This is a genomic window from Crenobacter oryzisoli, from assembly GCF_030385785.1.
Classification (GTDB): domain Bacteria; phylum Pseudomonadota; class Gammaproteobacteria; order Burkholderiales; family Chromobacteriaceae; genus Crenobacter_A; species Crenobacter_A oryzisoli.
Genome location: NZ_JAUEDK010000021.1, coordinates 68,264 through 82,450, shown reverse-complemented (window position 1 = coordinate 82,450; position 14,187 = coordinate 68,264). Strand labels below are relative to the sequence as shown.

The 14,187-nt window shown below is 65.2% G+C and carries 12 protein-coding genes; 8 read left to right on the top strand and 4 right to left on the bottom strand.

From position 1 onward, the window contains the following. Window positions 1–515, top strand: a 515-nt coding sequence (locus tag QU481_RS12830; protein ID WP_289830415.1) for a transposase, incomplete at its 5' end; no start/stop codon positions are given. Between the two features lie 51 nt (window positions 516–566). On the opposite strand, the gene secA is transcribed toward QU481_RS12830, so the two are convergent. Next, window positions 567–3,293, bottom strand: a complete 2,727-nt coding sequence (secA, locus tag QU481_RS12825; RefSeq protein WP_289830414.1) for a preprotein translocase subunit SecA — start codon at window positions 3,291–3,293, stop codon at window positions 567–569. Between the two features lie 226 nt (window positions 3,294–3,519). Here secA and QU481_RS12820 point away from each other — a divergent pair, with 226 nt between their 5' ends. The 3 genes from QU481_RS12820 (at window position 3,520) to QU481_RS12810 (ending at window position 6,730) form a co-directional block, all read left to right on the top strand. Continuing rightward, window positions 3,520–3,963 (top strand): DciA family protein, encoded by a 444-nt coding sequence (locus tag QU481_RS12820; protein WP_289830413.1) that lies wholly within the window; start codon window positions 3,520–3,522, stop codon window positions 3,961–3,963. 102 nt (window positions 3,964–4,065) lie between these two features. Next, window positions 4,066–5,709, top strand: coding sequence for a methyl-accepting chemotaxis protein (locus tag QU481_RS12815; protein WP_289830412.1), 1,644 nt, complete (start codon window positions 4,066–4,068; stop codon window positions 5,707–5,709). A gap of 82 nt (window positions 5,710–5,791) precedes the next feature. Next, window positions 5,792–6,730 carry an alpha/beta hydrolase gene (locus QU481_RS12810; protein ID WP_289830411.1) on the top strand — a complete coding sequence of 313 codons (939 nt, stop codon included), beginning with the start codon at window positions 5,792–5,794 and terminating at the stop codon, window positions 6,728–6,730. A gap of 55 nt (window positions 6,731–6,785) precedes the next feature. Here QU481_RS12810 and QU481_RS12805 read toward each other — a convergent pair whose 3' ends face one another. Beyond that, on the bottom strand, window positions 6,786–7,670 hold the full coding sequence (locus QU481_RS12805; RefSeq protein ID WP_289830410.1) for a mechanosensitive ion channel family protein: 885 nt from the start codon (window positions 7,668–7,670) through the stop codon (window positions 6,786–6,788). Window positions 7,671–7,934: 264 nt separating this feature from the next. Here QU481_RS12805 and QU481_RS12800 point away from each other — a divergent pair, with 264 nt between their 5' ends. After that, complete coding sequence (locus QU481_RS12800; RefSeq protein ID WP_289830409.1) at window positions 7,935–9,950, top strand: NADPH-dependent 2,4-dienoyl-CoA reductase; 2,016 nt, start codon at window positions 7,935–7,937, stop codon at window positions 9,948–9,950. 136 nt (window positions 9,951–10,086) lie between these two features. Next, window positions 10,087–10,455, top strand: a complete 369-nt coding sequence (locus tag QU481_RS12795; protein ID WP_289830408.1) for a DUF805 domain-containing protein — start codon at window positions 10,087–10,089, stop codon at window positions 10,453–10,455. A 174-nt stretch (window positions 10,456–10,629) separates the two neighbouring features. On the opposite strand, the gene QU481_RS12790 is transcribed toward QU481_RS12795, so the two are convergent. Together QU481_RS12790 and QU481_RS12785 are read right to left on the bottom strand one after the other, a co-directional pair. Then, a complete protein-coding gene (locus QU481_RS12790) occupies window positions 10,630–10,974 on the bottom strand; it encodes a DUF1294 domain-containing protein (RefSeq protein ID WP_289830407.1) in 345 nt (114 codons plus the stop codon). Continuing rightward, window positions 10,971–11,489, bottom strand: a complete 519-nt coding sequence (locus QU481_RS12785; protein WP_289830406.1) for a TlpA family protein disulfide reductase — start codon at window positions 11,487–11,489, stop codon at window positions 10,971–10,973. The genes QU481_RS12790 and QU481_RS12785 overlap by 4 nt, the downstream gene beginning before the upstream one ends. 110 nt (window positions 11,490–11,599) lie before the next feature. On the opposite strand from QU481_RS12785, the gene QU481_RS12780 reads away from it, so the two are divergent. Together QU481_RS12780 and gshA are read left to right on the top strand one after the other, a co-directional pair. Beyond that, entirely contained in the window at window positions 11,600–12,544 is a 945-nt protein-coding gene (locus QU481_RS12780) for a carbohydrate kinase family protein (protein ID WP_289830405.1), read from the top strand. Window positions 12,545–12,859: 315 nt separating this feature from the next. Continuing rightward, a complete protein-coding gene (gene gshA, locus QU481_RS12775; protein ID WP_289830404.1) occupies window positions 12,860–14,146 on the top strand; it encodes a glutamate--cysteine ligase in 1,287 nt (428 codons plus the stop codon). Window positions 14,147–14,187 lie beyond the last annotated feature (41 nt).

Genomic DNA, 14,187 nt, shown 5'->3' with positions numbered 1-14,187 from the left:
ACTGGGAAGCGCGGGCCATCGAAACGGTGTCTCGGCATGGGCGCCGGCGCATCTTGTTGACCTCCTTGCTGGATACCAAGGCGTGGCCGGCCAAGGAGATCGCGGCGCAATACCAGGAACGCTGGCACATCGAGACCAGCTACCGCGAGCTGAAGCAGGACATGTTGGGGGACGAATTGACGTTACGCAGTGGCACTCCGGAGACCGTCCGACAGGAAGTGTGGGGAACGCTCTTGGCCTACAACCTGGTCCGACTGGAGATGGCTGAGATCGCGCGGGAAGTGGGGGTTGCGCCGACCGATCTTAGCTTTACGACAGCGCTGCATTATTTGCGCTATGAGTGGAGCTGGCTGGCGATCAGCAGCCCCGGCACCTTGCCGGCGCGCTTGCTGCGTCTGCGGGAACGCCTCGGGGAGTTGCTGCTACCGAAACAACGGCGGGGGCGTGAATGCCCCCGCGTGGTGAAAAAGCTGCCGTCCCGTTACTCAATCAAACAGGTTCGATCCGCTAAGTGAACGGCATTAGCCCCGATTGGGGCCCTGTTTCGTTACCAGCCTAGCGCAGACTCAAACCAGCTTGCCGTGGCAGGCCTTGTACTTCTGGCCGCTGCCGCACGGGCACGGGTCGTTGCGGCCGATGCGCAGGCCCTGCGCCGCCAGTACGGCCGGGCTGTATGGGTTGTTGTCCTCGTCGTCGGCCACGCCGCCGGCCAAGCCACTCACCGCGTCAGCGTGCATCAGCTGCATCTCGCTCGGCGCGTGCGGTTCGACCGCGTCCAGATCGTCCTGGCTGCGCACTTCGACGGTCATCAGCACGCCGACCACGCTCTTCTTCACGCGCTCCAGCATCGAGGCGAACAGTTCGAACGCTTCGCGCTTGTACTCCTGCTTCGGGTTCTTCTGTGCGTAGCCGCGCAGGTGGATGCCCTGGCGCAGGTGGTCCATCGCCGCTAGGTGCTCGCGCCAGTGGGTGTCGAGCATCTGCAGCACCAAGCTGCGCTCGAACTGCCGCATTACGTCGTCTCCGGCAAACGCCACCTTGGCGCCGTACTGCTCTTCGGCCAGCTTGAGGATGCGATGCTTCAGTTCCTCGATGTCGAGGTTCGGCTCGGCCTTCAGCCAGTCGGCCACCGGTGCGTACAGCTGGTAGTCGGCCTCCAGCGTTTTCTCCAGGCCCGACAGGTCCCACTGTTCTTCCATCGACTCCGGCGGGATGTACAGGTCGACCAGGTCGCCCAGCACGCCTTCGCGCATATTGGTGACGATGTCGGACACGTCGTCGGTCTCGAGGATCTCATTGCGCTGGTGGTAGATCACCTTGCGCTGGTCATTGGCGACGTCGTCGTACTCGAGCAGCTGCTTGCGGATGTCGAAGTTGCGGCCTTCAACCTTGCGCTGCGCGTTCTCGATCGAACGGCTCACCCACGGATGCTCGATCGCCTCGCCTTCCGGCATCTTCAGGCGGTCCATGATCGCGGCGACGCGGTCCGACGCGAAGATGCGCAGCAGCGGGTCTTCGAGCGACAGGTAGAAGCGGCTCGAGCCCGGGTCGCCCTGACGGCCGGAACGGCCGCGCAGCTGGTTGTCGATACGGCGCGATTCGTGGCGTTCGGTGCCGACGATGTGCAGGCCGCCGGCGGCGAGCACCGCGTTGTGGCGCTCCTGCCATTCGGCCTTGATTTCTGCGATGCGCTGCTGCTTCTCGTCATCGGTCAGCGAGTCGTCGGCCTCGACCGCCTTGATCTGCGGTGCCGGGTTGCCGCCGAGCACGATGTCGGTACCGCGGCCGGCCATGTTGGTGGCGACGGTGATCACGCCGGGGCGGCCGGCCTGCACGACGATGTCGGCTTCGCGGGCGTGCTCCTTGGCGTTCAGCACGTTGTGCGGCAGCTTGGCGCGGCGCAGAAGTTCGGCGACCAGCTCGGAGTTCTCGATGCTGGTGGTGCCGACCAGCGCAGGCTGGCCGCGCTCGTGGCAGTCCTTGATGTCGGCCAGTAGCGCCTCGTACTTCTCGCGTGCGGTGCGGTACACCTTGTCGTGCGAGTCCTCGCGCACCATTGGGCGGTTGGTCGGGATCACCACGGTCTCGAGGCCGTAGATTTCCTGGAATTCGTACGCCTCGGTGTCGGCGGTACCGGTCATGCCGGACAGCTTGTCGTACAGGCGGAAGTAGTTCTGGAAGGTGATCGACGCGAGGGTCTGGTTCTCGCGGTTGATCTCGACGCCTTCCTTGGCTTCGACGGCCTGGTGCAGGCCCTCGCTCCAGCGGCGGCCAGCCATCAGGCGGCCGGTGAATTCGTCGACGATGACCACTTCGCCGTCCTGCACCACGTAGTGCTGGTCGAGGTGATACACGGCGTGGGCGCGCAGCGCGGCCATCAGGTGGTGCATCAGCGTGATGTTGGTGGCCGAGTACAGGCTGTCGCCGTCGGTCAACAGGCCCATCTGGGCGAGGATCTCTTCGCAGTGCTCGTGGCCGGCCTCGGACAGCAGCACGGTGTTGGCCTTCTCGTCGACCCAGTAGTCGCCTTCGCCTTCCTCGGTTTCCTGGCGCTTCAGCAGCGGCGGCACCGCGTTCATCTGGCGGTACATGTCGATATTGTCTTCGGCCGGACCGGAGATGATCAGCGGGGTACGCGCCTCGTCGATCAGGATCGAGTCCACCTCGTCGACCACGGCGAACGAGAGCGGGCGCTGCACCTTCTCGCCGGTGGAGAACACCATGTTGTCGCGCAGGTAGTCGAAGCCGAATTCGTTGTTGGTGCCGTAGGTGATGTCGGCGGCGTAGGCGGTCTGCTTCTCGTCGTGCGGCATCTGCGACAGGTTCACGCCCACCGACAGGCCGAGGAAGTTGTACAGCTTGGCCATGATGCCGGCGTCGCGGCTGGCGAGGTAGTCGTTCACCGTCACCACGTGCACACCCTTGCCGGTGAGCGCGTTCAGGTACACCGGCAGCGTGGCGACCAGGGTCTTGCCCTCACCGGTGCGCATCTCGGCGATCTTGCCGTCGTGCAGCACCATGCCGCCGATCAGCTGCACGTCGAAGTGGCGCATGCCCAGCACGCGGCGGCCGGCTTCGCGGCACACCGCGAAGGCTTCTGGCAACAGCGCGTCGAGCGTTTCGCCCTTGGCCAGACGGTCCTTGAATTCGGCGGTCTTGCCAGCCAGCGCCTCGTCGGAGAGCGCCTTCATGGCGTCTTCCATGCCGTTGATACGCGCCACGGTCTGGCGGTACTGCTTCAGCAACCGATCGTTGCGGCTGCCGAACACTTTCTTGAGTAGCGTCGAAATCATGCGGATTCGTCCAGGCCCAAAGCCAAAAAAATGGTCAAAAGTTTAGCACATCGTTGGTCCCCCGGATGGGGGCATATTGGCGATTCCTCAAGCGCCACGGCCGGAATTCGCTGTCGAGTGTCGCATTCGGTGCGCGTCCCGTCCGTCGTCGCAGCCGACGGCGGCGCTGGGTGGTGGCGGGGGCGCGTTACAATGGCACTCCCAACTCAGTCTTAAAGAGCTCACGATGCGCGACAGCCGTACCCCCGCCGACATCGTCCGCAAGGACAACCAGCTCTCGCGCCTGACCGAACAGGCGAGGGCACTGATGGCGCTTGATCGCCAGTTCAAGAAGCTGGTACCGGCCAACCTGGCCGGATACTGCCGCGCGGTGCGCATCCGCGACGGCGAACTGGTGCTGTTCGCCGATACCAGCGCGGTGGCGGCGCGGCTGCGCCTGATGGCACCGGGCTGGCTGCCGGCGCTCGCCAAGGCCGGCTACGTCGCGCGGACCGTGCGGGTGAGGGTGGTGCTGCCTAGCTTAACGCCGCAGCGCTACAACCGGCTGACGGTCGGCGCGCCGGGCATCGAGGCGCTCGAGACGGCGGCCGAAACGATCAGCGACCCGGGCCTGGCGGCGGCGTTGCGCCGCTTCGCCCGGCACCGTCGCCGCGACGGCGAGGCTGGCTGAAGCAAATTGTCATCTTTGCATGCTTGTTGAGACTCGATTTATCTCTAATAATCAGCTTCGATTTAAAAAAACCGCGTTAGCTGTAAGCATTCAAGGATGAATATGAACAGTCTGTTTCGACGCCTGTCGATCGGCAGCCGCTTGGGGATGGCCTTCACCGTGATGCTCGCCCTGATGCTGGCGATCGCCGCCGGCGCCTGGGTCGAGATGGCCGGGGTGGCCAACAAGTTCCGCACCATCACCCAGGTGACCAACCCGAATGTGCAGGCGCTGTCGCGGATGCAGACCGCGACGATGACCGAGTTTCGCGCCGCCGGCGATTATGTGTTCGCCGAGGACGACGCGCAGCGTGCCTCCAAGAAGGCCGTGCTGAGCGAGAACCGTCAGATCTACCTGGCCGAACTCGACAAGCTCAAGGCGCTGGTCAACGGGCCGGACGGGCTCGAGAAGGAGCGCACGCTGTTCGCGCAGCTGGAGGGCAACCGTGCCGCGCTCGACAAGCAACTGACGCGGGTGGTGCAGCTCTACGAGGGTGGCCAGATCAATGAGGCGCGAAGCCTGATCGGTGCCGACCTGTCGTCGAGCAACTACGCGCTGGCCGGTACGCTGAAGAGCTTCCTCGAGACCGAATTCGCGTCGAACGAAGACGACGCCCAGCAGGGCAATTCCAGGATCGCCTTTGGCGAGACGCTGATCGTGACGCTGTCGGCCGTCTCGCTGCTGATCGGCGCCTTCCTGGCGTTGACCATTACCCGCTCGATCACCCGACCGCTGGCCGATGCGGTGGAGGTGGCCGATGCGGTGGCGTCCGGTCAGCTCGCTGTCGAGCTGGAAGTCGATGGTGATGACGAGGTGGGCCAGCTGCAGCACGCGCTGCGGAAGATGGTGGGGAATCTGGGCAAGACGGTGCGGCTGGTGCGTGCCGGTGTGGACGAGTCGCAGCGCATGGTCGAGGCGCTCGCGGCTTCGTCCGGCCAGGTGCTCGGCGCGAGCCGCCACCAGGCCTCGGCCGCCAGCGCGTCGGCGGCGGCGGTAGAGCAGCTGACGGTGAGCATCGCCAGCGTCGCCGATGCGGCCGACGAGTTGCGCCAGAAGGCCTCCGACAACCTGGGGAGCAGCCAGGCCGGCAGCCGCAGCGTCGCCCAGCTGCAGGCCGAGATGGAGCAGATGCAGGCGGTGATCCAGAATCTGGCCGGCTCAGTGCAGGACTTCGTGCAGAGCACCCAGGTGATCAGCACCATGACCCGCGAAGTGCGCGACATTGCCGATCAGACCAACCTGTTGGCGCTCAATGCCGCGATCGAGGCGGCGCGCGCCGGCGAACAGGGCCGTGGTTTTGCGGTGGTGGCCGACGAGGTGCGCAAGCTGGCCGAAAAGTCGTCGAGCTCGGCGTCCGAGATCGACACCGTCAACCAGCAGCTCGGCGTGAAGTCGGCGGCGCTCGACACGGTGGTGCAGCAGGGCCTGTCGTCGCTGGCGACCAGCCGAGAGGTGGTCGGTTCGGTCGCGGCGCTGTTCAGCGCGTCGGATGTCAGCGTGCGCGAGTCGGGTCAGGACATCGACAGCATCGCCGCCTCGGTGGAAGAGCAGAAGGCCGCCAGTACCGACATCGCCAAAAAGATGGAGCAGATGGCGCAGATGGCCGAGGAGGCCACCGCGGCGATGCAGAGCATCGACGAGAGCAGCCAGAAGATCGCCAGCGTGGCCGGGGAGTTGGGCCAGAGCGTGCAGTTCTTCCGTCTGTGACGTCGCCATCACGCCCCCTTGGCGTTTTTGCGTGCGGCGTGGCTAAATGCTGTGGTCATCCCCGACGCGGAGTGCCGTGCCGATGCAGACCTTTTCCCTGACCGCTACCGACGGCGCTGCCATTTCCGTCTGCCTGTGGGCGCCGGCTAGCGCACCACGCGCCACCGTGCTGATCTCGCACGGCATGAGCGAGTACGCGGCGCGCTACCATCGCCTGGCGACGCGGTTGTCCGGTGCCGGCTATCTGGTGGTCGCGCACGACCATCGCGGTCACGGCGTGACGCCGGCGGTGCGCGGTCACTATGCCGACGTAGACGGCTGGAACAAGGTGGTCGACGACCTGCGCGTGGTACAGGAATGGGTCGCGATGCAGTATCCCGGCCTGCCGCAGCTCCTGTTCGGCCACAGCATGGGCAGCTTCATCGCGCGGGCATTCTTCATCGCTCACGGCGAGCGCCTGTCCGGGCTGGTGCTGTCTGCCACCGGCTATCGGCAGCGCTGGCTCGCCACCGTGCTCGGCGGCGTCGCCGCGCAGCAGGGCCGCAAGCATGGCTTCGCTACGCCGAGCCGGTTGCTGGCCCGGCTGGTGTTCGGCAGCTTCAACCTCGGTTTCCTGCCGGCACGCACCGGTTTCGACTGGCTGTCGCGCGACCCGCACGAGGTCGACGCGTACCGCTTCGACCCGCTGTGCGGTTTCGACGTCAGCGCCGGGCTGTGGCGCGACCTGTTCGGCGGCATCATCGCGCTGGAAACCGCCGAGGCGAGCGGGGCGGGCTTCAACCGGCAGTGCCCGGTGTGGCTGCTGGCCGGCAGCCGTGACCCGGTCAGCTTGGGGCGCTTCGGCCTGAACCAGCTTGCGCGTCGCTACCGCGCGGCGGGCCTGGCCGATGTTGCCGTCACTGTCTACCCGGGGGGCCGTCACGAGATGCACAACGATACGCACCGCGACGAGGTCGAACGCGATCTACTGGCTTGGCTGGACCACCACCTGGCGGCCGAGGCTACGCCGCAGGCCGCCTGACGCCCGCACGCAAAAAAGCCCGCCGGTCGGCGGGCTTTGTCGTTGTTTGGGCGACTCAGACCTTGGTGCGCGGCGGCACTGGTACCGGCTGCTCGGCGGCGGCGTTTTCCGGCGCGAACACCTGGTAGCTCGGCACCGCCAGCGGGATGCCGTCGTCCTCCAGCAGCGCGCGTACCTTGGAATACACGTCCCAGCGGAAGTCCCAGTAGTTATCGTTGCGCGTCCAGGCGCGGATGTTCAGCGTGGTGAACGCGTCGTTGACGTCGAGCACCATCACCCGCGGCGCCGGTTCGGCCAAGGTTTGCGGGTGCTGGCGGATGAAGCGGTCGAGCAGCGCCAGCGCCCGGTCGGTATCGGCGCGAAAATCGATCTTCACCGGCACGTCGAGGCGGCGCTGGCTGTTACGGCTGTAGTTGAGCACGCTGCCCGACCACAGCTGGCTGTTCGGTACGTATTGGTAGATGCCGTCGAAGCGCTCGACCAGGGTGTTGAACAGGCCGATCTCGTGCACCGTGCCCTGGATCGAGCCGCACTCGATGTACTCGTCCACTTGGAATGGCCGCAGCAGCACCAGCATGATGCCGGCGGCGATGTTCTGCAGCGTGCCCTGCAGCGCCAGGCCCACCGCCAGGCCGGCGGCGCCGAGCATCGCGGCGATCGTCGCCATCTGCACACCGATCTGCGACAGCGCCAGCGCCAGCGTCAGGATCTTCAGCGCCCAGCTCAGCAGGCTTTTCAACAGCGGCTTGAGCGTGTCGTCGATGCGCTGCGAGCGAGACAGCGACGCATCCAGCACCCGCTCGGCGCGGCGGCTGATCTTCCAGCCCAGCCTGACGATCAACAGTGCCAAGAGCAGGTTCAGGCCGATGCTGGCAAGGCCGGTGAGCAGGTTGTCGCTCAGGCGTTCGACGAGCTGGAGGTAGTGGTCGGTGTTGAGCAAAACGGGGATCTCCTGTGCTTAAAAACGACCCGGCTCGTGGCCGGGGGAGGTGACAGTGTAATCGGCCTGATGGGCGGGCCAAGTGAACGTCGGATGAGCGCGGACGGGCGGTTCGGCCTGATGACTGATGAAACGACCGCCAGAGGCAGAGCAGGGTTCCAGATCGGTTTCATGCCGTTGACACCTTACTAACTAGTAAGTATCGTCGAACGACAGGCTGACACCATGACAAAACAAGCGCTTGCGCAACCACGAGGAACCAAAATGACCGCTTACCCGCACCTGCTCGCTCCGCTCGACTTGGGCTTCACTACCCTGAAAAACCGCGTGCTGATGGGCTCGATGCACACCGGCCTCGAAGAAGCGCCGAACGGCTTCGAGAAGATGGCGGCGTTCTACGCCGAGCGGGCACGCGGCGGCGTTGGCCTGATCGTCACCGGCGGGGTCGGCCCGAACGAGGAGGGCCGCGTCGCTGACGGGGCGTCGATGCTGGTTGACGAAGCCGAGGTGCCGCACCATCGCCTGGTTACCGACGCGGTGCACGCGGCCGGCGGCAAGATTGCCATGCAGATCCTGCACACCGGTCGGTACAGCTATCAGGAAAAGCTGGTTGCGCCGTCGCCGATTACCGCGCCGATCAACTTCTACACCCCGCGCGAGATGAGCGAGGATGACATCCGCCGCACCATTGCCGACTTCGCGCGCTGCGCAAAGCTTGCGCAGGCGGCCGGCTATGACGGCGTCGAGGTGATGGGCTCGGAAGGCTATCTGCTCAACCAGTTCATCGTGCGCCACACCAACAAGCGCACGGACGACTGGGGTGGCAGCTTCGAGAACCGCATCCGCTTCCCGCTGGAAGTGCTGCGCGCGGTGCGCGCCGCGGTCGGTGCCGAATTCATCATCATCTATCGCCTGTCGATGCTCGACCTGGTGCACGACGGCAGCAGCTGGGACGAAGTGGTGCAGCTGGCCAAGGCGGTGGAAGCGGCCGGCGCGACGATCATCAACACCGGCATCGGCTGGCACGAGGCGCGGGTGCCGACCATCGCCACCGCAGTGCCGCGTGCCGGCTTCGCCTGGGTCACGAAGCGGCTGATGGGCGAGGTGAACATCCCGCTGATCACCACCAACCGCATCAACGACCCGGCGGTGGCCGAGCGGGTGCTGGCCGACGGCTGTGCCGACATGGTGTCGATGGCGCGGCCGTTCCTGGCCGACCCGGCCTTCGTCAACAAGGCCGCCGCCGGCCGTGCAGAGACGATCAATACCTGCATCGGCTGCAACCAGGCCTGTCTCGACCATATCTTCCAGGGCAAGCTGACCTCCTGCCTGGTCAACCCCTATGCCTGCCGCGAGACCGAGCTGAAGCTGACATCGACCGTCACCACCAAGCGCATCGCCGTGGTCGGCGCGGGCCCGGCCGGCCTCGCGTTCGCCACCACCGCCGCCGAGCGCGGCCACGCGGTGACGCTGTTTGACGCGGCCGATGAGATTGGCGGCCAGTTCAACGTGGCGAAGAAAATCCCCGGCAAGGAGGAATTCTACGAGACGCTGCGCTACTTCGGCCAACGGCTCAAGGAGACCGGTGTGACGCTGCGGCTGGGCGAGCGGGTCGGCGCCAATGAGCTCGCCGGCTTCGACGAGGTGGTGCTCGCCACCGGCATCAAGCCGCGCACCCCGGATATCGACGGCATCGACCACCCGAAGGTGCTCAGCTACCTCGACGTGCTGCGATATGGCAAGCCGGTGGGCGAGAAGGTGGCGATCATCGGCGCCGGCGGCATTGGCTTCGACACCGCCGAGTTTTTGACCCAGGAGGGCGAATCGGCGTCGCTGCACGTGGAGGAATTCATGCGCGAGTGGGGCGTGGACATGCGCTATGCCCAGCCGGGCGGGGTGATGCGCCCGCAGCCGGCGCCGAGCGCGCGCCAGGTGTGGCTGTTGCAACGCAAGAGCGGCAAGCCGGGCGAGGGCCTCGGCAAGACCACCGGCTGGATCCACCGTGCCAGCCTGAAGATGAAGCGGGTCGAGATGCACGGCGACGTTGTGTACCGCAAGATCGACGACGCCGGCCTGCATGTGACGATCCGCGGCGAGGACACGGTGCTGCCGGTCGACAATGTGGTGATCTGCGCCGGGCAGGAGCCGCTGCGCGAACTGGAGGCGCCGCTCATGGCGCTGGGCAAGACCGTACACCGCATCGGCGGCGCCGATGTGGCGGTCGAGCTCGACGCCAAGCGCGCGATCGACCAGGGCACCCGGCTGGCGCTGAATATCTGAGCCTCATTCGACCAGCGTTTTTCATGCGCCATGGAAGGCTTCATGCCGTCAGACAAAATCAATCGAGTCATTTGTCATTTTATTTATATGACATTAACATGGCGCGCTCATCCAATAATGACTTGTCTCAACGACGATGATTGATAACTTGTTCTCGTTTAATGGCCGGCTCAGCCGCTCGGGTTATTGGGCCATCAGCCTCTGTGTCGCGGTCGTTGCCGGTCTGTTGATCGGTGTGCTGACGGCAATCGGTGTGTTGGCCACCATGGAGCCGCTTTTTATCGTGTTATTCGGCTTGGCCATCGGTGTCATCGGTATGTCGGTATCGGTACACCGTTTCCACGATAGGAATAAATCCGGCTGGTGGTACCTGATCGGGTTTGTTCCCGTGATCGGCGGTCTCTGGTTGGTGGTCGAAAACGGTTTCCTGAAGGGGACCGAGGGGTCCAACCGGTATGGTCGGGACCCGCTGGGAGATGCCGCTCAGTCAACCACTCAACGCTGATGCCACGCTAAGAGTCGCTAACAAAATCCCCTCGGCGTTGTTGTGCGGCCTTGCCGTACTAACTTGTACTGTCTGCGGCCGCACGCCTAGCCAAGGCCGCTTCGCTGAGTTTTGTTAGCGGCTCTCAGTAAACAAGCCCCGCAATAGCGGGGCTTGTTCTTTTTGCTACGGTATTCAACGGGCACGGATTTGCCACCATAGCCAGCTGCCCCACAGCGCCCAGTGCAGCAGCACGATCAGCCAGAACACCGTGCGGAACGAGCGCTTCTGCGTCTTGTGGCGCAGCCAGCGCTGGCCGGCGAGCGCGCCGGGCCAGCCTCCGGCCAGTTCCATCAGGTGCAACGTCGCCTCGGGCACGCGCCAGCCACCGACGACGGCGCGGCGCTTGTCGTGGGCGTAGAGCGCGAACGTCAGCAAGCTCGCGAGCGCGTAGCCGGCCAGCCAGCTCCAGTGTGGGCCGAACAGGGCGAGCCACAGTGCGCCGCCGACCGGCAGCGCGAGCGGGAGCAGCCAGCTCACAGCCGGGGCTCGACCGCCTGGCGCAGCGTCTGTTCGGTCATCTTGCCGAGCAGGCGCGATACCGGCTTGCCGCTGCGGTCGAGCACCACGGTGAACGGCAGGCCGCCGGATGGGTTGCCGAGACTGCGCATCAGATTGATGGTGTCGCTGTCGCCCAGCCAGATCGGATAGTCGATGTGGAACATCTTGCGGAAGTTGTTGACCTCGGCCTTGTTGTCGAGCGCGATGCCGACCACCGTCACGCCGCGACCGGCCAGCTGTCGGCCGACGTTGGCGATCATCGGCATCTCCTCGCGGCACGGCGCGCACCAGGTCGCCCAGAAGTTGACCACGGTGACCTTGCCGCGGGTGGCCTCGATACCGATGGGCCGACCGCTGGTAAGCTCGGTGAAGCGGCTGGCGGCAAGATCCGGTGCGGCGCTGGCGGCTGGAGCCAGCAGGGCCAGTGCGAGAGTGGCAGCGGCGATGGCACTGCCGCGGCGCAGCGCGCCGAGAACGGAAGAGGGCCTGGGCATGGATTCTCCTTATCGATGAGTCACTTGCTTGGGTTTGGCAATGGGTCGTGCTGTAATGACATGGTAAACTTGCCGGCTTTTCCGACATTGCCCTGTCGCCCGGAGTTCGCATGGCCATTCTAGTTTGCGGGTCGTTGGCTTACGACACCCTGCTGTCTTTCAACAACCGCTTCGACTCCCAGATTTTACCCGACCAGCTGCACAAGATTTCCACCACCTTCCTGGTGCCGTCGATGCGCCGCGAATTTGGCGGCTGTTCGGGAAATATCGCGTACAACCTGGCGCTGCTCGGCGAGTCGCCGTTGGTGATGGCCACCGTCGGCGAGGACTTCGCGCCGTACCGTACACACCTGAAGCGGTTAGGGCTGCGCGACGACCATATCACGACCATTCCCGGTCAGTTCACCGCGCAGTGCTTCATCATCAGCGACCGCGACGGCAACCAGCTGATGGCGTTCCACCCGGGGGCGTTCGACCATTCGACCACCAACCATATGCGCGACGTCGCCGAGCCGATCGAGGTCGCGATCGTCGCGCCGTCCGGCCACGATGGCTGCCTGCAGCACTGCCGGGAGCTCGCCGAGCTGGGCGTGCCGTTCGTCTTCGATCCGGGCCAGGAGCTGCCGCTGTTTTCCCGCGACGAGTTGAACGAGCTGGTCGAACTGGCCACCTATGTGACGCTGAACGACTATGAGAGCGAGCTGATGCGGGAGCGCGCCGGCCTACCGATCGAGGCGCTGCGCCGCAAGGTCGAGGCACTGGTTGTCACCCGCGGCAGCCAGGGCTCGGAAATCTACACCGAAGACGGCGTGCACCGGATTCCGTGCGCGCCGCTGGCGGGGGCTCCGGTCGATCCGTCCGGCTGCGGCGACGCGTACCGCGCAGGGCTGTTGTACGGGTTGAAGCACGGCCTCGACTGGCAGGTGACGGGACGGCTTGCCAATGTGATCGGCGCAGTGAAGGTCGCGAGCCTGGGGGCTCAGAATCACTTCTTCGACTGGGACCGCCTCGCCGACCTGTACGAGCAGGCGTACGGCGCAGCCTGGCCGGGCTAAGCGCCGCTGACAGAGCGAGGCTCGGCCGAGTTTCTGCACCGCTCAGCCCCTCCCGATGTTGTTGTTCGGCCTTGCCATACTATGGGTACGGGGGCGACGACTGAAATGGCGGGCCCGTCTCGTTTTGCGCTATGCAGAAGCGCGGTGGGGCTCGCGTGCTGTGACAGGGGAGTGAGCCGGGCCCGCTGCGCTGGGCTTTGGCGGCGACTCTGGAAAGCCGGCAGTGCTGCGCGTCTGTCATAGTCACGGGGTTGAAGATCGCTGCGGCAGGCCCCACCATGAAGCGATTCAATCCAAACATGAATCGGGGGAATCATGACTGTACCGCATTTGGCCACCGCGCTGAAAGGGCCGCTCTTGGAGCTGGAGCGTCGCATTCTGGCCGCTCAGCCGAATATCGAGCACTGGTTCCGCAGCCAGTGGCACGTCCACGCCACACCTTTCTACGGCTCGGTGGACCTGCGCAACAGCGGCTTCAAGCTGGCGCCGGTCGACATGAACCTGTTCCCCGGCGGTTTCAACAACCTCAATAGCGACTTCACCCCGCTGGCGGTGCAGGCGGCGATGAGCGCGGTGGAGAAGGTCTGCCCGGAAGCGAAGAGCGTGCTGCTGATTCCGGAGAACCACACCCGCAACACCTTCTATCTGCAGAACGTCGCTGCGCTGGTGCACATCCTCGAGCAGGCCGGCCTGAAGGTGCGGCTCGGTTCGCTCAACCCGGAGATCACCGAGATCACCACGCTGGCCACCGCCAACGGCGACAGCGTCACGCTCGAGCCGATTGAGCGCCGCGGCAATCGCCTGGTACTCGCCGACGGCTTCAACCCCTGCGTGGTGCTGCTCAACAACGATATGTCGGCCGGCATCCCAGAGCTGTTCAAGGGCCTGGAGCAGACACTGCTGCCGCCGTGGCACGCCGGCTGGGCTGTGCGCCGCAAGACCAACCACTTCGCCGCCTACGACAAGGTCGCTGCCGAATTCGCGCAGCTATTGTCGATCGACCCGTGGCTGATCAACCCGTATTTCACCCAGGTGTCCGGCCTCGACTTCCATTCCCGCCAGGGCGAGGAGGAGATGGCACGCGCGGTCGACGAGATGCTTGCCAAGATCCGCGCCAAGTACGCCGAGTACGGCATCGAGCAGGAGCCCTTTGTCATCGTCAAGGCCGACGCCGGCACCTACGGCATGGGCGTGATGAGCGTGAAGTCCGGTGAGGAGCTGATCGGCCTGAACCGCAAGGCGCGCAACAAGATGGCGGTGGTCAAGGAGGGCCTGGAGGTGTCCGAGGTAATCGTCCAGGAGGGTGTCTACACCTTCGAAACCGTCAACGAGGCGGTGGCCGAGCCGGTGGTGTACATGCTCGACCGCTTCGTGATCGGCGGCTTCTACCGCGTCCACACCGGGCGCGGCGTCGACGAGAACCTCAACGCCCCGGGCATGCACTTCGTGCCGCTGAGCTTCGAGTCGGCCTGTCTGCCGGACAAGAAGGGCACGCCGGATTGCCCGCCGAACCGTTTCTACGCCTATGGCGTGATCGCTCGCCTGGCGCTCTTGGCCGCGTCGCTAGAGCTTGAGGCGACCGACCCGGACGCCGAAGCCTGATTGATGGGGCCGGGCGCTGAGGCGTTCGGCCAACTCCTTTT